Below are 19977 nucleotides of genomic sequence, written 5' to 3'. Positions count from 1 at the left end.
TCAGGGTGAACCTCCTTTCACTAATCCAGGGCTTTCCCGGATTTTTTCGCAATACGCAGTTTCGTTCCGTTCTTTATTTGATAACCGACGCGCGTCGGTTCATTGGAATCCGGATCCAGCGGCATCACATTGGAAACATGAATCGGCGCTTCTAGATCGATAATTCCGCCTTGCGGATTGTCTTGAGAAGGCTTGGCGTGTTTCTTTACGATGTTCACGCCTTCGACAATCACGCGATTTTGCTTCGGCAGTGCCTGCAAAATGACGCCCTGTTTGCCTTTGTCTTTACCGCTGATGACCTGGACTTTATCGCCTTTCTTCACATGCAACGTCAGTGCACCTCCTTCTTTTATAGAACCTCGGGAGCGAGAGAAATGATTTTCATAAATTCCTTTTCACGAAGTTCACGCGCAACCGGTCCGAAAATACGGGTACCGCGCGGGCTTTTGTCATCCCGTACAATGACCGCTGCGTTCTCATCAAAACGGATGTAAGAGCCATCCGTACGGCGCACACCGCTCTTGGAACGGACGATAACGGCTTTTACAACTTCGCCTTTTTTGACAACGCCCCCTGGTGTTGCATTTTTTACCGTGCAGACAATCATGTCTCCGATATTGGCCGTCTTCCGACCGGATCCTCCTAATACTTTTACGCAGAGAACCTCACGGGCACCAGAGTTATCAGCCACTTTTAATCGGCTTTCCTGCTGTATCATGGACGTACCTCCTTTCGGACTAAATCACGACGGATTCTTCAACGATCTCGACAAGCCGGAAACGCTTATCCTTTGAAAGCGGTCGGGTTTCCATCACCTTGACGATATCGCCGATTTTCGCCTGATTGTTCTCGTCATGCGCTTTGTATTTTTTCGAATACTTCACGCGTTTGTTGTATTTAGGGACAGTTTTGTAAGTCTCGACTTTGACCGTAATGGTTTTATCCATTTTGTCCGATACGACACGGCCGACATACACCTTACGATTGTTACGTTCGCTCACTAGAAAGGCCTCCTTTCCTAACCGTGTTTAATTCCGAGCTCTCTTTCACGCAAAACGGTCTTGGCGCGGGCAATCGATTTCCGTACATCGCGAAGCCGGGCCGGGTTCTCCAATTGACCCGTCGCCAATTGAAAACGCAAATTGAACAATTCTTCTTTCAAAGCTTTGATTTTTTGTTCGACTTCGGCAGTGGTTAAGTCACGAACTTCATTAGCTTTCATCTGCCTCACCACCCATTTCTTCGCGTTGTACGAACTTGGTTCTGACCGGGAGTTTGTGAGAAGCCAAACGCAAAGCCTCACGAGCGACCTCTTCGGGAACTCCGTCAATTTCAAACATGATTTTGCCCGGTTTGACAACGGCTACCCAACCTTCGGGTGCCCCTTTACCGGAACCCATTCGAACTTCAAGCGGCTTAGCCGTATACGGCTTTTGAGGAAAAATTTTGATCCAAACTTTCCCGCCGCGTTTCATATAACGTGTCATCGCAATACGAGCAGCTTCGATTTGCCGGCTTGTGATCCAAGCCGAATCGAGCGATTGGAGACCGTAAGAACCAAAGACAATTTCCGTTCCGCCTTTCGCACGGCCTTTCATGACTCCGCGATGTTCTTTACGGTATTTCGTACGCTTTGGCATTAACATGATTATTTTCCTCCTTCCTCTTGCTTCGTTCCTTTCGTCGGAAGGACCTCGCCGCGGTAAATCCACACTTTTACGCCCAATTTGCCGTAAGTGGTGTCCGCTTCAGCAGTTCCGTAATCGATATCGGCACGAAGGGTGTGCAACGGAACGGTTCCTTCGCTGTAATCTTCCGTTCTCGCGATATCAGCACCTCCGAGGCGGCCGGCCACTTGTGTCCGAACCCCTTTAGCGCCTGCGCGCATGCAACGTCCGAGTGATTGTTTTTGAGCTCGGCGCCACGCTACGCGGTTTTCCAACTGACGCGCGATGTTGTCGGCGACAAGCTTGGCATCAAGGTCCGCTTTCTTAATTTCGAAAATGTTGACGTGAACGCGTTTTCCCGTAAGCTCATTCAACGCTTTGCGCAATGCTTCTACTTCGGATCCGCCTTTCCCGATCACCATTCCCGGTTTCGCGGTCTTAATGGTAATGTTCACGCGATTTGCCGCACGTTCAATTTCAACAGAAGACACGGCTGCGTCTTTCAAGCGTTTCTCGATGTATTCACGAATTTTGATATCTTCATGCAGGAGTTCCGCATAGTTCTTATCCGCATACCATTTCGATTCCCAGTCGCGGATGACACCGATGCGAAGTCCTACCGGATTGACTTTTTGACCCACGCATTATCCCTCCTTCGAATCTGATACAACGACCGTAATATGGCTCGTGCGTTTGTTGATCCGTCCTGCACGACCCATGGCGCGCGGCCGCATGCGTTTCATAGTTGCGCCTTCATCGACATAAATCGTTTCAACCGAAAGTTCTTCGGGTTCCATGTCATAATTGTGCTCCGCGTTGGCTATGGCGGATTTCAACACCTTTTCGACAATCGGAGAAGCCGCACGAGGCGTATTCTTCAAAATCGCAAAGGCTTCGCCGACTTTCTTGCCTCGAATGAGATCTACGACTAAACGAGCCTTTCGAGGAGAAATGCGGACTTGTTTAGCGACAGCTTTTGCCTGCATCAACTGTACCTCCTCTCTGCTTAACGAGATGTTTTCTTGTCGTTGCCCGAGTGTCCTCGGAACGTACGAGTCGGCGCAAATTCACCGAGCTTGTGACCGACCATATCTTCGGAAATGTATACCGGTACATGCTTTCTGCCGTCATGAACAGCAATCGTATGTCCGATGAAATCCGGGAAAATGGTTGAACGGCGCGACCAAGTTTTGATCACTTTCTTATCATTGTTTTCGTTCAGTTTTTCGACCTTTTTCATTAAGTGGTCATCCACGAAAGGTCCTTTTTTTAAGCTGCGACCCAATCGAGAAACCTCCTTTCCTTACCGTTTCTTACGTTTGCGGCTGCGAACGATGTATTTATCCGACGGTTTGTTGCGTTTTCTCGTCTTGAGACCGAGCGTTGGTTTACCCCAAGGAGACATCGGGGATTTACGTCCAATCGGCGCGCGGCCTTCACCACCACCGTGCGGGTGATCATTCGGGTTCATAACCGAACCGCGAACGGTAGGTCTCTTGCCTTTCCAGCGGTTACGTCCGGCTTTCCCGATATTAATGAGTTCATGCTCAACGTTACCGACTTGACCGACAGTCGCGCGGCAAGTAGCCAAAATCATGCGAGTTTCTCCAGAGCGAAGACGGACAAGCACGTATTTTCCTTCTTTGCCGAGCAGTTGGGCTTCGGATCCGGCAGCACGTACAAGCTGTCCTCCGCGTCCAGGCTTCAATTCAATGTTATGAATGGTCGTACCGACAGGAATATCTTTCAACGGAAGGGCATTCCCTACTTGGATGTCTGCATCCGATCCAGATTCAACTGTCATGTCGACTTTAAGCCCTTTCGGAGCCAAAATGTAACGTTTTTCTCCGTCGCGATAATGGATCAAGGCGATGTTCGCCGAGCGGTTCGGATCATATTCTATCGTAGCAACGCGGCCTGGTATGCCGTCTTTGTTGCGTTTGAAATCAATGACGCGGTACTTGCGCTTATGGCCGCCGCCCTGATGACGAACCGTCAACCGACCTTGATTGTTGCGTCCGCCTTTTTTCGGCAGCGATTCGAGCAGCGATTTCTCGGGCTTATCCGTCGTGATTTCGGCGAAATCAGAAACGGACATGCCGCGCCGACCGTTGGAAGTCGGTTTATACTTTCGAATGGCCATATTCGGTACCCTCCTTCTTAAGATTTTCGCACTGTGAGGCAACCGTAATCAGCCTAGGGTGCGAGGTTTTCAATCATGTTTTATGAAAAATGGACGCCTTAAACGCCTTCGAAAAATTCGAGTTCCTTGCTGTCCGGAGTCAAAGTGACGATCGCCTTTTTCCGGTTCGGCTTATACCCGGAATAACGACCGAAGCGCTTCGGCTTACCTTTGATGTTCATCGTGTTCACTTTCGAAACGCGAACTTCGAAAATCGTTTCGACGGCATTTTTGATCTCCGTTTTGTTCGCACGGCGATCCACTTCAAACGTATATTTCTTGTCAGCCATTTGTTCAGTCGAACGTTCCGTAATGACGGGGCGCTTTATCACATCACGCGGGTCTTTCATGATCCAAGCACCTCCTCGACTTTTTTCACGGCGTCTTGCGTCATGATGAGGTTTTCGTAATTAATGACGTCCAATACGTTCACGTTATCGGCCGTGATCACTTTCACACCTTGCAGGTTGCGCGCGGAAAGCTCGACCGCTTCATTGCTGTCCGCCGTAACAATCAACGCCTTTTTTTCTACTGAAAGGTTGTTCAAGAAATTCACGATCTCTTTCGTTTTCGGTTTATCGATCGCCAAATCCTCAATCACAACAAGTTCGTTTTCTTTCACTTTCAAAGACAACGCGGATTTCAACGCAAGCCGGCGAACTTTCTTCGGCAGCTTATAGCTGTAGCTGCGCGGGCTCGGTCCGAACACGACACCGCCGCCTACCCATTGCGGTGAACGAATCGAACCTTGACGGGCACGGCCTGTGCCTTTTTGACGCCACGGCTTTGCTCCGCCGCCTCGTACCGCCGAGCGGTTCTTCGTTGCATGCGTTCCTTGACGCAGCGATGCTTGCTGCATGACGACGGCTTCATAAAGTACGTGCTCATTTGGTTCGATGCCGAACACGCCGTCTTGGATATCCAAATCTCCGACTTGGGAGCCGCTTTGATTATATAAAGCTACTTTAGGCATTCTGTGTTCCTCCTTTCCGGGTTACTTCGCTTCCGTCGCTTTAATCGCGCTCTGAATCGTGACAACGCTTTTCTTCGGTCCGGGAATGTTCCCTTTAATCAACAAAAGGTTCCGTTCAGTATCTACTTTCACGATCGACAGGTTTTGAACCGTAACGCGTTCTCCACCCATACGTCCCGGAAGTTTCTTCCCTTTAAATACACGCATCGGGTCGATCGCACCCATCGTACCGGGGCGACGATGATAACGAGAGCCGTGCGACATCGGTCCGCGTTGCTGATTGTGACGTTTGATCGCGCCTTGAAAACCTTTCCCTTTGGAGGTTCCCGTTACGTCGATCACATCACCCTCGGCAAACGTGTCAACTTTCACTTCTTGACCCACTTCATAATCGTCAAGGTTGACGCCGCGGATTTCTTTGACGAAGCGCTTGGCTTTTGTGTTTGCTTTTTCAGCATGGCCTTTTTCCGGTTGAATCGTCCGCGATTCTTTCTTGTCGGCATAGCCGATTTGGATCGCTTCGTATCCGTCGGTTTCGACCGTTTTCTTTTGCAGAACAACATTCGGCTCGGCTTCAACAACCGTCACCGGGATGACTTGCCCGTTTTCGGAAAAAATTTGCGTCATGCCGATTTTTTTACCCAAGATTCCTTTTCTCATTTGTCACACCTCCTCAATAGTGCTGCTGGATTACAATTTTATTTCGATGTCGACACCGGACGGCAGATCCAAACGCATAAGCGAATCCACCGTTTGCGGAGTCGGATTGAGTATGTCAATCAACCGCTTATGTGTGCGCATCTCAAACTGTTCACGGGAGTCTTTGTACTTGTGTACCGCCCGAAGAACGGTGTAAATCGCTTTTTCCGTCGGCAACGGAATCGGTCCCGAAACTTTTGCTCCTGCGCGTTTTGCCGTTTCAACGATTTTCTCGGCCGACTGATCCAAAATCCGATGATCATAAGCTTTCAAACGAATGCGTATCTTTTGCTTTGCCATGTTTTTCCCTCCTTTACGTCCATTTTTCGAAAACAGACTCACTCCGCGGAAATTTCCGGACCACCCGTCATGGCAAAGGAGCCGGGTGTGTCAGCAACCTTCCGCATCATTGCTGAGACCAACATTTTCTATTATATAAAAATATGCGCACGAATGCAAGGAATCGCGCGTCAGATCAAGAACGAACGACGCTTTTTACAGGCCATTGATGCCGCAGCCTGCCATCCATGCACACTTTTTCTATTATACAGACCTTGGCTTAAGATTTCAAGGATAAAAAGAAAAACACCTCCGCAAAAAGCGGAGGCGTTTCATGTTCGCTCTGGAACTACTCGATGATTTGCGATACGACACCTGCGCCGACGGTACGTCCGCCTTCACGAATCGAAAACTTCGTGCCGTCTTCGATGGCGATCGGTGCAATCAATTCAACAGTCATTTCGACGTTGTCGCCGGGCATAACCATTTCCGTTCCTTCCGGGAGCGAGATCGTTCCGGTTACGTCAGTCGTACGGAAATAGAATTGCGGGCGGTAGTTCGAGAAGAAAGGAGTATGACGTCCGCCTTCTTCTTTCGACAATACGTACACTTCCGCTTTAAATTTCGTATGAGCTGTAACCGTACCCGGTTGTACGAGAACTTGGCCGCGTTCGATGTCTTCACGGGCAACACCGCGAAGCAACGCACCAATGTTATCGCCAGCTTCAGCGTATTCAAGCAATTTCTTGAACATTTCTACGCCGGTAACCGTCGTTTTCTTCGATTCTTTAATACCAAGAATTTCAACTTCGTCGCCGACTTTAACTTTACCGCGTTCAACACGGCCGGTAGCAACCGTACCGCGGCCGGTGATCGAGAATACGTCCTCAACCGGCATCATGAACGGCTTGTCATGGTCGCGTTCCGGAGTCGGAATGTAAGTGTCGACCGCTTCCATCAGTTCAAGGATTGCCTTTTCATGCTGGTCGTCGCCTTCGATGGCTTTCAAAGCAGAACCTTTGATAACCGGTACGTCATCGCCAGGGAATTCATACTCGGAAAGAAGGTCGCGAACCTCCATTTCTACGAGTTCAAGCAATTCTTCGTCGTCGACCATGTCCGTTTTGTTCAAGAACACGACGATCGACGGTACGCCGACTTGGCGGGAAAGCAAGATGTGTTCGCGCGTTTGCGGCATCGGTCCATCCGCAGCGGAAACAACGAGAATCGCACCGTCCATTTGAGCTGCGCCGGTAATCATGTTTTTGACATAGTCCGCGTGACCCGGGCAGTCAACGTGTGCATAGTGGCGGTTGTCCGTCTCGTACTCCGCATGGGAAGTAGCGATCGTAATCCCGCGTTCTTTTTCTTCAGGAGCGTTGTCGATGCTGTCGTAAGCACGAACTTCTCCTCGATTGTAAGTTTTGTGAAGAACCGTCGTAATTGCAGCAGTCAAAGTCGTTTTACCATGGTCAACGTGACCGATCGTTCCGATGTTCACGTGTGGCTTGGAACGATCAAATTTTTCTTTTGCCATGTGTATATCCTCCTTTATTTGCATTATGTTTTATTTAGCAGAGAGCGGCCGTTCCTCCTCACGGATTCGCCGTCCTCAGCTTACAACAATTTCATGATCGGGACAACTACTCTCCCGAAACTTTCTTAATGATCTCTTCAGAGATACTCTTCGGCACTTCTTCATAGTGATCAAAGTGCATCGTGTAGACACCGCGGCCTTGTGTGCTGGAACGCAGCGTCGTTGCGTAACCGAACATTTCCGAAAGCGGAACGAAGGCCTTGACAACCTGCGCGTTGGCGCGGCTTTCCATCCCTTCGACGCGTCCGCGCCGTCCGGTGATGTCACCCATGATGTCGCCCATGTATTCTTCGGGAACGACGACTTCGACCTTCATCATCGGTTCGAGAATGACCGGATCACAAATCGTTTTCGCTTTTTTCAGCGCCATCGATGCCGCAATTTTAAAGGCCATTTCACTCGAATCGACATCGTGGTAGGACCCGTCATACAGGGTCGCTCTGACATCAATCAACGGATAACCCGCTAACAAACCGTTTTGCAACGCATCTTCCAATCCAGCCTGAACGGAAGGAATGTATTCCCTCGGCACGACACCGCCGACAATTTTGTTAACGAATTCAAAGCCTTCACCGCGTTCGAGCGGTTCGAATTCAATCCATACGTGACCGTATTGGCCGCGTCCGCCGGATTGACGAATGAACTTGCCTTCCGCCTTGCCGGCCTGGCGAATCGTTTCGCGATAGGCTACCTGCGGGGCGCCGACGTTTGCGTCCACTTTGAATTCACGACGCAGGCGATCGACAATGATATCCAAGTGCAGTTCGCCCATACCGGAGATGATCGTCTGACCGGTTTCCTCGTTTGTCTCGGTTTTGAAAGTCGGATCCTCTTCCGCAAGCTTACCGAGTGCGATGGACATTTTGTCCTGGTCGGCTTTTGATTTCGGCTCAATTGCCACCGAAATGACCGGATCCGGGAATTCCATCGATTCGAGGATCACTTGATTCTTTTCATCACAAAGCGTGTCGCCGGTCGAAGTGTCTTTCAATCCGACACCAGCGGCGATGTCGCCGGAATAAACCGTTTTGATTTCTTCACGAGAATTCGCATGCATTTGCAAAATTCGTCCAAGGCGTTCACGCTTGCCTTTCGTGGAGTTTTGCACATACGATCCCGAATCGACCGTTCCTGAGTAAACACGGAAAAACGTAAGTTTACCGACATACGGATCGGTCATGACTTTAAAGGCGAGAGCCGCAAACGGCCCGTTGTCGTCCGCTTTCCGTTCAACTTCCTCTTCGCTGTCTGGAAGAAAACCTTTGATCGGAGGAACGTCGATCGGCGACGGCAGATAATCAACCACTGCGTCAAGCAGGAGCTGAATGCCTTTGTTTTTGAAGGCAGAACCGCATAGAACCGGATAAAATTCGACGTCACATGTCGCTTTCCGGATCGCGTTCTTCAATTCTTCCTTCGAAATTTCTTCGCCCTCTAAATATTTCTCCATCAACGTTTCATCGAGCTCAGAGAGCGCTTCGATCAATTTTTCGTGGTATTCCTCCGCTTGCTCCTTGTATTCCTCGGGGATTTCCTTTGCGGACGTCCTCGTGCCGAGATCGTCCTCATAGTAATAGGCTTCCATTCCAACGAGATCTATAATGCCTTCGAACTCGTCTTCGGCCCCGATCGGGAGCTGTATCGGATGGGCGTTCGCACCGAGTCGCTCATGAAGCGTCTTGGTGGAATAAAGGAAATCCGCGCCAATTTTGTCCATCTTGTTAACGAACACGATTCGCGGAACCCCATAGTTCGTTGCTTGACGCCATACCGTTTCCGTTTGCGGTTCGACGCCGGATTGCGCATCAAGCACGGCTACGGAGCCATCCAATACGCGTAAAGAACGTTCAACTTCAACCGTGAAATCGACGTGACCGGGTGTATCAATAATATTGACGCGATGTCCCTTCCATTGAGCCGTTGTGGCAGCGGAAGTAATCGTAATCCCACGCTCCTGTTCCTGCTCCATCCAGTCCATCTGCGAAGCCCCTTCATGGGTTTCGCCGATCTTATGAATCCGGCCGGAATAAAACAAGATCCGTTCAGTGGCTGTGGTTTTACCGGCATCAATATGCGCCATAATCCCGATGTTACGCGTTTCTTTTAAGGAGAAGTCTCTAGCCATTTTTTATTCTCCTTTCTGTGTAAATATCGAGCGTCGCCGTTTACCAGCGGTAATGCGCGAACGCTTTGTTGGCTTCGGCCATTCTGTGGCTGTCTTCGCGACGTTTCACAGCCTGACCGGTGTTGTTTGCTGCATCGATTATTTCGTTTGCCAAACGCTCTTCCATCATCTTTTCTCCGCGAAGGCGGGAATAGTTCACCAACCACCGGAGAGCCAGGGAAGTTCTGCGTTCCGGGCGAACTTCAACGGGAACTTGATAGTTCGCTCCGCCTACCCGGCGAGCTTTAACTTCAAGCACCGGCATGACGTTTTTCAACGCTTGTTCAAAGATGTCCATCGGGTCTTTGTTCGTCCGTTCTTTGATGATTTCAAAAGCACGATACAAGATTTTTTGCGCTTTTCCGCGTTTGCCGTCGATCATGATGCGGTTGATCAAACGCGTGACCAACTTCGACTTGTAAATCGGATCGGGCAATACGTCGCGACGCGCCACAGGTCCTTTACGAGGCATGTTGTTTCCTCCCTTCTCGTTGCAATTCCGCACGAATTATGCGATTTATTCTTTCGGTTTCTTGGTTCCGTATTTGGAACGGCCTTGCTTCCTGTCCTGAACACCAGCAGTGTCAAGTGCACCGCGTACGATGTGGTAACGCACACCAGGCAAGTCTTTGACACGTCCTCCGCGAATGAGGACGACACTATGTTCTTGCAAATTGTGTCCGATCCCGGGGATGTATGCCGTAACTTCAATTCCGTTGGTCAACCGTACACGCGCGTATTTGCGAAGCGCGGAGTTCGGTTTCTTCGGAGTCAATGTGCCCACACGCGTGCACACACCGCGTTTTTGAGGAGACGCCACGTTCGTTTGCGCCTTCTTGAAGCTGTTGTACCCTTTATTAAGAGCCGGTGAGTCCGATTTCTTCGTTCTCGTTTGCCGGCCTTTTCGGATTAATTGGTTAATCGTCGGCATGTTGTTTCCTCCTTTCTGCTCTTATGATTTTAAACCCACAGTTCCAGGTGGTTCATAAGCGGGCAAAAGAAAACCCGCCGTTAAAACAAGCAGGATGCTAACCATTCAATTTGATCGCGACCGCCGAAGCGCCGACGTCAATCCCGCACGCTTTGCCGAGTTTATCCATCGAATCGACCCTGCAAACAGGGACGTTGTTTTGTTGTGCAAGCGCGAGAACTTCGTCGAGTATATGCCCATCGGCATCATCAGCCACGACGAGTTCTTTGATTTCTCCTGCCCTTAAGGCTTTAATAGTCTGTTTTGTACCGACTACGACACCACTTGCCTGTGTTACTTTTTCATAAGACATTAGGTTTCATATCCTCCAAAGCAACAAGGATTCTGGAAGCACTTCGATATCATATCATCGAGTGCTCCCCCTTGTCAACTGAAAAAAGCGGTTTTACACAGTGCCGGATTCGTTATTCTTGGCTGACGAGCGTCTCCGCTTCCCCGGTGTCGACTTCTTCCGACTCCGCCCGCGCTTCTTCCGTTTTCTTCGAATTAACCGCAATCGAGCGGTAACGGTTCATTCCGGTTCCAGCCGGTACGAGCTTGCCGATAATTACGTTCTCTTTCAAACCGAGCAACTCATCCCGCTTGCCTTTGATAGCCGCGTCGGTAAGCACTCTCGTCGTTTCCTGGAACGATGCGGCCGACAAGAACGATTCGGTCTCGAGAGACGCTTTCGTGATTCCGAGCAACACCGGAAATCCTTTGGCCGGATTGCCGCCGTTGACCAATACTCTCTTGTTTTCGTCTTTGAAGTGGTGAATGTCGATCAGTGATCCCGGTAAGATGTCGGTATCTCCGGATTCCGTCACGCGAATCTTGCGCAGCATTTGCCGCACCATCACTTCCACGTGCTTATCGCCGATTTCGACGCCTTGCATGCGATAAACCTTTTGCACCTCACGAAGCAAGTAATTTTCGACACCTTCGATGCCGGTAACTTTCAACAATTCTTTCGGATCAATCGATCCTTCGGTCAATTCCTGACCCGCTTTGATTTCATCGCCGACGGCCACTTTCATGCGCGCGCCGAGCGGCATCGTATAGGAACGCGTTTCGATCTCGCCTTGGACTGTCACTTCCCGCTTGTCTTTCAACTCGCTGATATCGACGACTTTTCCATCGATTTCAGAAATCGGCGCCTGCCCTTTCGGATTGCGTGCTTCAAACAACTCTTGCACACGCGGCAAACCTTGCGTAATGTCGTCTCCGGCAACGCCTCCGGTGTGGAATGTCCGCATGGTCAGCTGCGTGCCCGGTTCCCCGATCGATTGCGCGGCAATAATGCCTACCGATTCACCGACTTCGACTTCGGAACCTGTCGCCAAGTTCCGTCCGTAACATTTCTTGCATACGCCGTGACGCGTATCGCAAGTAAACGCAGACCGAATCACCGTTTGCTCAATGCCCGCGTCGACAATCGCTTTGGCGAGGTCTTCGGTCACGAGCTCATTTTTCTCAATGATGACTTCCCCGGTATCCGGATGAACAACGGTTTCGAAAATGGTACGTCCGACAAGACGGTCATACAGATTTTCGATCACTTCGTTGCCTTCTTTGATCGGTTCAACCATTAATCCGCGATCAGTGCCGCAATCGTCTTCGCGAACGATAACATCTTGCGCGACATCGACAAGACGGCGGGTCAAATATCCCGAGTCGGCTGTTTTCAACGCAGTATCGGCAAGGCCCTTACGAGCACCGTGCGTAGAAATAAAGTACTCTAACACGCTTAAGCCCTCACGGAAACTCGAACGAATCGGCAATTCGATGATTCGTCCCGACGGATTCGCCATGAGTCCGCGCATGCCTGCCAATTGCGTAAAGTTCGATGCGTTTCCGCGGGCACCCGAATCACTCATCATGAAAATCGGATTGTGGTTGTCAAGCGATTGCATCAGTTTGTCTTGAATTGTGTCTTTCGCCTGACTCCAGATCGAGATTACGCGTTCGTAACGTTCCTCTTCGGTGATCAAACCTCTGCGGAACTGCTTTAACACTTTCGTGACTTTCTCTTCCGCTTGTTCAAGAATTTCTTGTTTCTCGGGCAAGACGACCACATCGGCGATGCCCATCGTGATTCCCGCTTTTGTCGAGTAGTGGAACCCGAGGTCTTTCATACGGTCCAACATTTTCGATGTAGCGGTGATCTTGAAACGTTTGAACACTTCGGCGATGATGTCACCGAGTATGCCTTTCTTGAACGGAGGAATTTCCTCGCGGGTTTCAAATTCCTTTTTCACGTCGGTAGACGTCGAAACGAAATACTTCTCGGGTGTCGCCACTTCGAGATTATAGTTCGTCGGTTCGTTGATATACGGAAACGACTTCGGCATAATTTCGTTAAAAATCAACTTGCCAACCGTCGTAAGCAGCAATTTGTCGCGTTGTTCCTCGGTAAACGAAGTTTTGTCCAAGGATGACACCGGAACGGCGATGCGCGTATGAAGATGGACATAACCGCTCTGATAAGCAATCAAAGCCTCATCCGCATCTTTAAAAATTGAGCCTTCCCCAATGGCGCCTTTACGTTCCAAGGTTAAATAGTAGTTGCCCAAAACCATGTCCTGGGAAGGCGTAACTACCGGTTTGCCGTCCTTCGGATTCAAGATGTTTTGCGCAGCAAGCATAAGCAAACGAGCTTCCGCCTGCGCTTCGGCGGACAACGGCACGTGGACAGCCATCTGGTCACCGTCAAAGTCGGCGTTGTATGCCGTACATACGAGCGGGTGAAGACGAATCGCCCGTCCTTCGACGAGGATAGGCTCGAACGCCTGAATGCCGAGGCGGTGCAAGGTCGGTGCACGGTTCAGCAATACCGGGTGTTCTTTAATCACTTCTTCAAGAACGTCCCATACCTCAGGGTGGACTTTCTCGACTTTCCGCTTGGCACTTTTGATGTTATGGGAAATCCCTTGCGCCACAAGTTCCTTCATGACGAAAGGCTTGAACAATTCAAGCGCCATTTCTTTCGGCAACCCGCATTGATACATTTTCAAATTCGGGCCGACGACGATAACGGAACGACCGGAGTAGTCCACACGTTTACCGAGCAAGTTTTGACGGAAACGCCCTTGCTTCCCTTTCAACATATGAGAAAGAGATTTCAACGGACGGTTGCCCGGTCCTGTAACCGGACGTCCGCGGCGGCCGTTGTCGATCAACGCGTCGACAGCTTCCTGCAGCATCCTTTTTTCATTTTGCACGATAATGCTCGGTGCCCCGAGGTCGAGCAAACGCTTCAAGCGGTTGTTCCGGTTGATGACCCTGCGGTACAAGTCATTCAAATCGGAAGTCGCAAAACGTCCGCCGTCGAGCTGAACCATTGGACGAAGTTCCGGAGGAATGACCGGTAAAACTTCCATGATCATCCACGACGGATCGTTCGTGGAATTACGGAAAGCCTCGAGTACCTCAAGTCTTTTGATAGCACGCGTGCGGCGTTGACCTTGAGCAGTCTTCAATTCCTCACGCAACGCTTCGGATTCTTTATCAAGATCGATGTCGTTTAACAGTTTGCGAATCGCTTCGGCACCCATTTGAGCTGAGAACGTCCGTCCATATTTCTCGTAATACGTGCGATACTCCTTCTCGGAAAGCAGCTGCTTCTTCTCAAGCGGAGTATTCCCGGGATCCGTGACGATGTAAGAAGCAAAGTAAATTACCTCTTCAAGCGCGCGCGGGGAAATGTCGAGGACCAGCCCCATGCGGCTCGGAATTCCTTTAAAATACCAAATGTGAGAGACAGGGGCAGCTAGTTCGATATGCCCCATCCGCTCGCGGCGCACTTTCGCCCGCGTCACTTCGACGCCGCAGCGATCGCAAACGACGCCTTTGTAGCGAACGCGTTTATATTTTCCGCAGTGACACTCCCAGTCTTTCGTCGGGCCGAAGATTCTTTCGCAAAACAGACCGTCTTTTTCCGGTTTCAGCGTCCGGTAATTAATCGTCTCAGGCTTCTTCACTTCTCCGCGCGACCATGAACGGATTTTGTTCGGCGAAGCCAGACCGATTTTCATAAATTCAAAGTTATTGACATCCAACAAGGGGTCGACCTCCCTTTTCGTTTCGGGTTATCCCTTATTTGACCGTTTCCTTTTTCTCCGAATTGAGATTGAATTTGTCGGTTGATGTGTCGTCTTCGTCATCGAGCTCACGCATTTCGATTTCTTGCTCGTCGCCTGAGAGAATTTTCACGTCCATGCCGAGGCTTTGCAATTCTTTAATCAAAACCTTGAACGATTCAGGCACTCCGGGTTCCGGTACGTTTTCCCCTTTAACAATGGATTCATAAGCTTTGACGCGTCCCACGACGTCGTCAGATTTGACCGTCAAAATTTCTTGGAGCGTATACGCGGCTCCATAAGCTTCGAGCGCCCAAACCTCCATTTCTCCGAATCTTTGTCCGCCGAACTGCGCTTTTCCTCCGAGAGGTTGCTGCGTAACGAGCGAATAAGGCCCGGTTGAGCGGGCATGGAGCTTGTCGTCCACCATGTGAGCAAGCTTAATCATATACATAACGCCGACGGAAACCCGATTATCAAAAGGATCTCCCGTCCGGCCGTCATAGAGGACCGTTTTCCCGTCTCTGGAAAGACCGGCTTCTTCAAGCGTCGCCCAAACGTCTTCTTCTCGCGCACCGTCGAATACCGGCGTTGCTACGTGAATGCCGAGTTTACGAGCGGCCATGCCGAGATGCAATTCGAGCACTTGCCCGATGTTCATCCTTGACGGAACCCCAAGCGGATTCAACATGATGTCGATCGGCGTGCCGTCAGGCAAATAAGGCATGTCTTCTTCCGGAAGAATCCGGGAAATAACACCTTTGTTTCCGTGGCGGCCGGCCATTTTGTCGCCTTCATGAATTTTGCGCTTTTGCACGATGTAGACACGGACGAGCTGATTTACGCCCGGAGGCAGCTCATCGCCGTCCTCGCGGTTGAACACTTTCACATCGAGGATGATGCCGTCTCCGCCGTGCGGAACGCGTAAAGAGGTGTCGCGAACTTCGCGAGCTTTCTCGCCGAAAATGGCATGAAGCAAACGCTCTTCCGCCGTAAGCTCGGTAACCCCTTTCGGCGTCACTTTGCCGACAAGGATGTCCCCGTCTTTCACTTCCGCGCCAACGCGGATGATGCCGCGTTCGTCAAGATTCTTAAGAGCATCTTCTCCGACGTTCGGAATGTCCCGCGTGATTTCCTCCGGTCCGAGCTTCGTGTCGCGAGCCTCCGATTCATATTCTTCTATATGAATGGAAGTATAAACATCATCTTTCACGAGACGTTCACTCATAATGATCGCGTCCTCGTAGTTGTAACCTTCCCAGGTCATGAAACCGACGAGAACATTTCTTCCAAGCGCGAGTTCGCCGTCTTCCATTGAAGGACCGTCGGCAAGAATCTCGCCCTTTTCGACAATGTCCCCTTCCCTCACGATCGGACGCTGGTTATAACACGTTCCTTGGTTGGAACGAATAAATTTCAACAGCTTGTAAGGAGGTTCTAAGTCACCCTTGACTTCTTTCCCGTCGACTTCCTCCAATTTACGTACGCGAATTTCTTTCGCTGAAACGTATTCAACGACGCCCCGGTTTCTCGCGATCACCGCAGCACCTGAGTCTTTCGCGGAAACGTGCTCCATTCCGGTGCCGACGAGCGGTGCTTCCGGCATCAAAAGCGGCACCGATTGCCGTTGCATGTTGGCACCCATCAATGAACGGTTCGAGTCATCGTTTTCCAAAAAAGGAATGCACGCAGTCGCAGCGGAAACAACTTGTTTCGGCGAAACGTCCATGTAATCGATGCGATCGCGGTTGACGACGAGGTTGTTGCTGTGAAAACGCGCGATGATCTGCTCATCGACGAACGACCCGTCTTCGGTCAATTTCGCGTTTGCCTGGGCGACGACGTAATGATCCTCTTCGTCTGCCGTTAAATAGTCGATTTGATCGGTAACCTTGCCGGTTTCCGGATCGACGCGGCGGTACGGCGTTTCAATAAACCCGAATTTGTTTACCTTCGCATACGATGACAAGGAGTTGATCAGCCCGATGTTCGGACCTTCCGGTGTTTCGATCGGACACATCCGCCCGTAGTGGGAATAGTGAACATCACGAACTTCAAAGCCGGCACGTTCCCTCGTCAAGCCGCCGGGTCCAAGTGCAGACAAACGGCGTTTATGCGTCAATTCCGCCAACGGATTCGTCTGATCCATAAATTGGGACAGCTGCGAACTTCCGAAAAACTCTTTAATGGAAGCGATCACAGGGCGAATATTGATCAACGCTTGCGGCGTAATGGTATTCGCATCTTGAATCGACATTCTCTCGCGCACAACGCGTTCCATGCGGGAAAGGCCGATTCGAAACTGATTTTGCAACAACTCACCTACGGAACGCAGGCGGCGGTTGCCAAGGTGGTCGATATCGTCGATTTCACCGACGCCGTGAAGAAGATTAAAGAAATAGTTAACGGCGGCGATCATGTCTGCCGGCGTAATGTTCTTTATCCCGCGTTCCACTTGCCCGTTTCCGATCACGCGGAGAACCGCTTCTCCCTCAGGATCACTGGGATCATAAATCAAAACGGTCGGAAGGGACACGGATTGGTCTTCCACAACGCCGTCCCTCATGGTAAAATCACGGTAACAGGCTCCTTTTTCAAGGTACGGAAGCACGCGGTCAAGCGCGCGGCGGTCCAGGACCGTCCCTTTTTCCGCAATGACTTCGCCGGTTTCCGGATCGACGATGTTTTCGGCAAGTTTCTGGTTAAACAAACGGTGTTTGATGTGAAGCTTTTTGTTGATTTTATAACGTCCGACATTCGCTAAGTCGTAACGCTTCGGATCAAAAAAGCGGGTTTGGAGCAAACTCTTTGCATTGTCTACGGTCGGAGGTTCACCCGGGCGCAGCCTTTCGTAGATTTCGAGAAGCGCCTTTTCGGTCCCTTCGGTATTGTCTTTTTCCAATGTGTTGTTAAGGAACTCATTTTCTCCCAACAATTCAATGATTTCTTGATCAGAACCAAACCCAAGCGCACGCAAAAGCACCGTAATCGGAATTTTCCTTGTACGGTCAATGCGGACGTAAGCAATGTCTTTGGCGTCCGTCTCGAACTCCAGCCAGGCTCCGCGGTTTGGAATCACGGTGGCCGTATGGCCTCTTTTCCCGTTCTTGTCGAACTTTTCATTATAATAGACGCTTGGCGAACGAACGAGCTGTGATACGATGACCCTCTCGGCTCCGTTTATGATAAACGTCCCCGATTCCGTCATCAACGGGAAATCTCCCATAAATACCTCTTGTTCTTTCAATTCGCCGGTTTCCTTGTTCATCAAACGAACTTTGACGCGAAGCGGTGCTGCATATGTCACGTCACGTTCTTTCGACTCATCGACACTATATTTCGGCTCACCGAGACTGTAATCCACAAACTCTAACACGAGGTTGCCGGTAAAATCTTCAATCGGCGAAATGTCCTGGAACATTTCGCGCAAACCCTCATCAAGAAACCACTGATACGATGAAGTTTGGATCTCGATCAAATTCGGCAGTTCCAAAACTTCGTTAATTCGTGCATAACTTCTGCGTTGGCGGTGGCGCCCATATTGAACTAGTTGACCTGTCAACTGATTCACCCCTCGAATCCACGATTTAACAATAAAAAGAAAGTGCGGCATGCGAATGCCACATATTCCTTTTATCCGTTGCCGATTCTTTAAGCCTTTCCAATCGGTTGTCTTTTTACACTCAGCAAAAAAGACAAACAATCGAAACGGTGGCATTTTAATATCATAGCACATCAAGAAAAGCGAGTCAACTTACTTAACCGCTTTTATGACAACATATCCTTTTTTCTTGAAAATGACGCTCGTTTCCCTGAAGACCGACTGAAGTTTCTTCAACGCGGACGCAGCTCCTTGCTGTTTGCGAATCACGATCCAAAGCTCACCGCCGTCGACGAGCCGATCATAAGCCGATTCGAACAAGCAGTATACGACGTTTTTTCCAGCGCGAATCGGAGGATTGGAAACAATCGCAGCAAAGGGCTCGGCAGGAACGTCGGCAAACAAGTCGCTTTGCATCACGAGAACATTGCCGGCATCATTCGCCTTGGCGTTGGTGACGGCCAGTGCAACGGCTCTTTCATTGATATCAACCATCACGATTCGGCGTTCCGGATATTGTTTCGCGAGGCAGATTCCGATCGGCCCGTAGCCGCAACCGACATCAAGAATCGAACCGTCCGCACCGGGCATTTCAAATGCCTCGATCAGCCATTCCGTCCCGGGGTCGATTCCGTGTTTTGCGAACACTCCTTCATCGGAAGTGAATCGAAACCGACGGCCTTTCAAAACGGCGTCCCACGTTTTCGGGCGACTTTTTGCATTCGGTTGTTTCGTAAAATAATGATCCGCCATGACTGCCCACACTTTTCTTCAGGTTAGAAAAGGACCCGCCAGTTCAGCGAGCCCCTCTTATCTCTTGTTCGGACTACTTAAGTTCGACGGAAGCACCGACTTCCTCAAGTTTGCCTTTCAGTTCTTCAGCTTCTTCTTTCGCGACGCCTTCTTTAACCGGTTTCGGTGCGCCGTCGACAAGTGCTTTCGCGTCTTTCAAACCGAGACCGGTGATTTCGCGAACGACTTTGATAACTTTGATTTTCGAGCTTCCTGCATCTGCAAGAACAACGTCGAATTCCGATTTTTCTTCTGCCGCTTCGGCTCCGCCTCCGGCACCTGGTGCCGCAACCGGTGCAGCTGCAGTTACTCCGAATTCTTCTTCAATAGCCTTGACAAGGTCGTTCAATTCCAAAACCGACATTTCTTTAATCGCGTCGATCATTTCTTCTTTCGTCATTTTATGTTCCTCCTTATGATAGGTGTTTCATCGTTTGGCCGCCGATTACGAAACGGCACGGAAATTCACACTTACGCACTTTCTTCTTTTTGATCGGCAACGGCTTTCGTCGCCAACGCAAAGTTGCGAATCGGCGCTTGCAACACGCTGCAAAGCATGGACAAAAGCCCTTCCCGCGAAGGAAGATCCGCAAGTTCCTTGATTTGCTCGATGCTTGAAACTTCACCTTCGATCACACCGGATTTGATTTCCAAAGCCTTATGATCTTTGGCAAAGTTGTTGATGATTTTCGCAGGAGCGACGACATCCTCATTGCTGAAAGCAATCGCGGTCGGTCCGACGAGTTGCTCGTCGAGACCGGACAATTCAGTCTCAGCGGTCGCCCGGCGCACCATCGAATTTTTATAGACTTTAAAATCGATTCCGGCTTCGCGAAGCTGCTTGCGCAATTCCGTAATCTCCGCTACGTTCAATCCGCGATAATCGACAACAACGGTCGATTTGCTCTCGCGAAGTTTTTCGGCAATCTCGGAAACGAGCTGTTTTTTCTTTTCAATGACTTTGTTGGCCATTT

At 50.2% G+C, this 19977-nt stretch carries 23 protein-coding genes; all 23 read right to left on the bottom strand.

Annotation, left to right across the window (positions count from 1 at the left end):
- Positions 1–20: 20 nt before the first annotated feature.
- A complete protein-coding gene (gene rplX / locus VFK44_11570) occupies positions 21–329 on the bottom strand; it encodes a 50S ribosomal protein L24 (GenBank protein ID HET7628999.1) in 309 nt (102 codons plus the stop codon).
- Positions 330–349: 20 nt separating this feature from the next.
- Positions 350–718 (bottom strand): 50S ribosomal protein L14, encoded by a 369-nt coding sequence (rplN, locus tag VFK44_11565; protein HET7628998.1) that lies wholly within the window; start codon positions 716–718, stop codon positions 350–352.
- A gap of 19 nt (positions 719–737) precedes the next feature.
- Complete coding sequence (gene rpsQ, locus VFK44_11560; GenBank protein HET7628997.1) at positions 738–1001, bottom strand: 30S ribosomal protein S17; 264 nt, start codon at positions 999–1001, stop codon at positions 738–740.
- A gap of 17 nt (positions 1002–1018) precedes the next feature.
- Positions 1019–1222: a 50S ribosomal protein L29 gene (gene rpmC / locus VFK44_11555; protein HET7628996.1), complete on the bottom strand. Its 204-nt coding sequence runs from the start codon at positions 1220–1222 to the stop codon at positions 1019–1021.
- Entirely contained in the window at positions 1212–1646 is a 435-nt protein-coding gene (rplP, locus tag VFK44_11550) for a 50S ribosomal protein L16 (protein HET7628995.1), read from the bottom strand. The genes rpmC and rplP overlap by 11 nt, the downstream gene beginning before the upstream one ends.
- A gap of 2 nt (positions 1647–1648) precedes the next feature.
- Positions 1649–2308, bottom strand: coding sequence for a 30S ribosomal protein S3 (rpsC, locus tag VFK44_11545; protein HET7628994.1), 660 nt, complete (start codon positions 2306–2308; stop codon positions 1649–1651).
- Between the two features lie 3 nt (positions 2309–2311).
- Entirely contained in the window at positions 2312–2653 is a 342-nt protein-coding gene (gene rplV, locus VFK44_11540; protein ID HET7628993.1) for a 50S ribosomal protein L22, read from the bottom strand.
- A gap of 20 nt (positions 2654–2673) precedes the next feature.
- Positions 2674–2952: a 30S ribosomal protein S19 gene (gene rpsS, locus VFK44_11535; protein ID HET7628992.1), complete on the bottom strand. Its 279-nt coding sequence runs from the start codon at positions 2950–2952 to the stop codon at positions 2674–2676.
- Positions 2953–2970: 18 nt separating this feature from the next.
- Positions 2971–3810: a 50S ribosomal protein L2 gene (gene rplB / locus VFK44_11530; protein HET7628991.1), complete on the bottom strand. Its 840-nt coding sequence runs from the start codon at positions 3808–3810 to the stop codon at positions 2971–2973.
- 98 nt (positions 3811–3908) lie between these two features.
- Entirely contained in the window at positions 3909–4199 is a 291-nt protein-coding gene (rplW, locus tag VFK44_11525; protein ID HET7628990.1) for a 50S ribosomal protein L23, read from the bottom strand.
- Positions 4196–4822, bottom strand: coding sequence for a 50S ribosomal protein L4 (gene rplD, locus VFK44_11520; protein ID HET7628989.1), 627 nt, complete (start codon positions 4820–4822; stop codon positions 4196–4198). Before rplD ends, rplW begins: the two co-directional genes overlap by 4 nt.
- A 21-nt stretch (positions 4823–4843) precedes the next feature.
- A complete protein-coding gene (gene rplC, locus VFK44_11515) occupies positions 4844–5482 on the bottom strand; it encodes a 50S ribosomal protein L3 (protein ID HET7628988.1) in 639 nt (212 codons plus the stop codon).
- A gap of 30 nt (positions 5483–5512) precedes the next feature.
- The gene (rpsJ, locus tag VFK44_11510) at positions 5513–5821 is read right to left on the bottom strand and encodes a 30S ribosomal protein S10 (protein ID HET7628987.1); all 309 of its coding nucleotides are present in this window, start codon (positions 5819–5821) and stop codon (positions 5513–5515) included.
- 328 nt (positions 5822–6149) lie between these two features.
- Positions 6150–7337: an elongation factor Tu gene (gene tuf / locus VFK44_11505; protein HET7628986.1), complete on the bottom strand. Its 1188-nt coding sequence runs from the start codon at positions 7335–7337 to the stop codon at positions 6150–6152.
- Positions 7338–7443: 106 nt separating this feature from the next.
- The gene (gene fusA / locus VFK44_11500; GenBank protein HET7628985.1) at positions 7444–9522 is read right to left on the bottom strand and encodes an elongation factor G; all 2079 of its coding nucleotides are present in this window, start codon (positions 9520–9522) and stop codon (positions 7444–7446) included.
- A gap of 40 nt (positions 9523–9562) precedes the next feature.
- On the bottom strand, positions 9563–10033 hold the full coding sequence (gene rpsG / locus VFK44_11495; protein HET7628984.1) for a 30S ribosomal protein S7: 471 nt from the start codon (positions 10031–10033) through the stop codon (positions 9563–9565).
- A gap of 45 nt (positions 10034–10078) precedes the next feature.
- On the bottom strand, positions 10079–10492 hold the full coding sequence (gene rpsL / locus VFK44_11490) for a 30S ribosomal protein S12 (GenBank protein HET7628983.1): 414 nt from the start codon (positions 10490–10492) through the stop codon (positions 10079–10081).
- A 97-nt stretch (positions 10493–10589) separates the two neighbouring features.
- Positions 10590–10844: a 50S ribosomal protein L7ae-like protein gene (locus VFK44_11485; GenBank protein ID HET7628982.1), complete on the bottom strand. Its 255-nt coding sequence runs from the start codon at positions 10842–10844 to the stop codon at positions 10590–10592.
- Between the two features lie 112 nt (positions 10845–10956).
- Positions 10957–14592, bottom strand: coding sequence for a DNA-directed RNA polymerase subunit beta' (gene rpoC / locus VFK44_11480; GenBank protein HET7628981.1), 3636 nt, complete (start codon positions 14590–14592; stop codon positions 10957–10959).
- Positions 14593–14626: 34 nt separating this feature from the next.
- Positions 14627–18172, bottom strand: coding sequence for a DNA-directed RNA polymerase subunit beta (gene rpoB, locus VFK44_11475; GenBank protein ID HET7628980.1), 3546 nt, complete (start codon positions 18170–18172; stop codon positions 14627–14629).
- Positions 18173–18364: 192 nt separating this feature from the next.
- On the bottom strand, positions 18365–18964 hold the full coding sequence (locus VFK44_11470; GenBank protein HET7628979.1) for a class I SAM-dependent methyltransferase: 600 nt from the start codon (positions 18962–18964) through the stop codon (positions 18365–18367).
- A gap of 73 nt (positions 18965–19037) precedes the next feature.
- Positions 19038–19403: a 50S ribosomal protein L7/L12 gene (gene rplL, locus VFK44_11465; GenBank protein HET7628978.1), complete on the bottom strand. Its 366-nt coding sequence runs from the start codon at positions 19401–19403 to the stop codon at positions 19038–19040.
- A gap of 71 nt (positions 19404–19474) precedes the next feature.
- Entirely contained in the window at positions 19475–19975 is a 501-nt protein-coding gene (gene rplJ / locus VFK44_11460; GenBank protein HET7628977.1) for a 50S ribosomal protein L10, read from the bottom strand.
- Positions 19976–19977 lie beyond the last annotated feature (2 nt).

It is taken from the genome of Bacillales bacterium, from assembly GCA_035700025.1.
Classification (GTDB): Bacteria; Bacillota; Bacilli; order Bacillales; family DASSOY01; genus DASSOY01.
This window is presented reverse-complemented; position numbering and strand designations above follow the sequence as displayed.

Coding starts and splice junctions, on each gene's coding strand:
- rpmC (HET7628996.1), bottom strand. CDS start 1,222: ATGAAAGCTAATGAAGTTCGTGACTTAACCACTGCCGAAGTCGAACAA.
- rpsL (HET7628983.1), bottom strand. CDS start 10,492: ATGCCGACGATTAACCAATTAATCCGAAAAGGCCGGCAAACGAGAACG.
- VFK44_11470 (HET7628979.1), bottom strand. CDS start 18,964: ATGGCGGATCATTATTTTACGAAACAACCGAATGCAAAAAGTCGCCCG.
- rplV (HET7628993.1), bottom strand. CDS start 2,653: ATGCAGGCAAAAGCTGTCGCTAAACAAGTCCGCATTTCTCCTCGAAAG.
- rplJ (HET7628977.1), bottom strand. CDS start 19,975: ATGGCCAACAAAGTCATTGAAAAGAAAAAACAGCTCGTTTCCGAGATT.
- rplB (HET7628991.1), bottom strand. CDS start 3,810: ATGGCCATTCGAAAGTATAAACCGACTTCCAACGGTCGGCGCGGCATG.
- tuf (HET7628986.1), bottom strand. CDS start 7,337: ATGGCAAAAGAAAAATTTGATCGTTCCAAGCCACACGTGAACATCGGA.
- rpsJ (HET7628987.1), bottom strand. CDS start 5,821: ATGGCAAAGCAAAAGATACGCATTCGTTTGAAAGCTTATGATCATCGG.
- rplN (HET7628998.1), bottom strand. CDS start 718: ATGATACAGCAGGAAAGCCGATTAAAAGTGGCTGATAACTCTGGTGCC.
- rplP (HET7628995.1), bottom strand. CDS start 1,646: ATGTTAATGCCAAAGCGTACGAAATACCGTAAAGAACATCGCGGAGTC.
- rplD (HET7628989.1), bottom strand. CDS start 4,822: ATGCCTAAAGTAGCTTTATATAATCAAAGCGGCTCCCAAGTCGGAGAT.
- fusA (HET7628985.1), bottom strand. CDS start 9,522: ATGGCTAGAGACTTCTCCTTAAAAGAAACGCGTAACATCGGGATTATG.
- rpsG (HET7628984.1), bottom strand. CDS start 10,033: ATGCCTCGTAAAGGACCTGTGGCGCGTCGCGACGTATTGCCCGATCCG.
- rplL (HET7628978.1), bottom strand. CDS start 19,403: ATGACGAAAGAAGAAATGATCGACGCGATTAAAGAAATGTCGGTTTTG.
- rplW (HET7628990.1), bottom strand. CDS start 4,199: ATGAAAGACCCGCGTGATGTGATAAAGCGCCCCGTCATTACGGAACGT.
- VFK44_11485 (HET7628982.1), bottom strand. CDS start 10,844: ATGTCTTATGAAAAAGTAACACAGGCAAGTGGTGTCGTAGTCGGTACA.
- rplC (HET7628988.1), bottom strand. CDS start 5,482: ATGAGAAAAGGAATCTTGGGTAAAAAAATCGGCATGACGCAAATTTTT.